The organism is Marinobacter sp. C7, assembly GCF_022343555.1.
Classification (GTDB): domain Bacteria; phylum Pseudomonadota; class Gammaproteobacteria; order Pseudomonadales; family Oleiphilaceae; genus Marinobacter.
This window is the reverse complement of sequence record NZ_JAKQZH010000014.1, coordinates 1-1047: the sequence shown is the minus strand read 5'-3', so window position 1 is coordinate 1047 and position 1047 is coordinate 1. Positions and strand designations below refer to the sequence as shown.

Here is a 1047-nt window from a genome sequence, read left to right as displayed (position 1 = left end):
CGAATATGAGAGCATCGAGGACGGTGAGGAATCGGCTTCGATCTATTTTATCAGCGACAAGGTGCAGCATGTTCTGCTCGGCGCGCGCGGCAATGTCGCGCTGAACTTTACGCCGACGCAAATTCCTCACTACACATTCACGCTGACAGGTCTTATCGGCACCATATCGGATCTCGGTGTCATGCCGGCGGTCACTCAGGTTGGCTGGCCGAAACCAGTGCCGGTTTCCAAGGCCAACACGACGATGTCCCTCCATGGCTGGAACGCGATCGCCGAAAGCCTTGCGCTCGACCTCGGCAATACCGTCACGCCGCGTTTCCTGATCGGCGATGAACTCGTTCTGATTTCCGACCGCTCTTCTACCGGTACAGCCGTTGTCGAGGCGAAGAGCCTTGCCGAAGTCAACTGGTTCGTCGCTGCCCAGGACCGCACGCGCGGCGAACTCTCGCTTGTCCATGGCAAGACTGCCGGCAACATCGTCGAGGTCGAAGAACCCGCTGTCGAGATCGGTAAGCCGACGCAGGGCCAGACCAACGGCATTGTCAATTACTCGCTGTCCCTCGCGGCTTGCCCGGTGGATGGGCTCGACGAGTTCAAGCTCACCATCAGCTAGGCCGCCTTCACAAGCGCCTCAACGAACCTTTGACGCCTTTTCGAAAGCAGGAAATCGACCATGAAATTCATCCTCTCCGACGTCAATCGCTACTGGTGGCCGGTCAAGGTCCGGATGCCCGACGCCGACAATCCGGGCAAGTTCGTCACCTATGAGCTGGAAGTCCTCTTCCAGGCCGAAACCCAGGACGAGGCGATCAAGCGTCTTGAGGAAAGCGAAGGCGTAACGACGGCTCGCGAGCAGATCGAACTGCAGCGCCGGCAACTGACCGATGTTGTCAGGGACTGGCGCTATGTCGAGACCGAGGACGGTCACGCCTTCACCTTCAATGCCGAGAACTTTCGGCGTGCCATCAACAAAAGCTGGTTCCGCCAGGCTCTCCTGCGTGCCTATTCGGAGTCGCTCGCCGGCGAAGAGGCCCGCCTGGGAAACTG

At 59.2% G+C, this 1047-nt stretch carries 2 protein-coding genes; both read left to right on the top strand.

Annotated elements, in window-relative coordinates; translation table 11 throughout:
- Positions 1 to 613 (top strand): phage tail tube protein (locus MD273_RS18430; protein WP_239039243.1); only part of this gene is annotated, 613 nt, incomplete at its 5' end.
- Between the two features lie 60 nt (positions 614 to 673).
- A partial coding sequence (locus MD273_RS18425; protein ID WP_239039242.1) for a hypothetical protein occupies positions 674 to 1047 on the top strand: 374 nt, incomplete at its 3' end.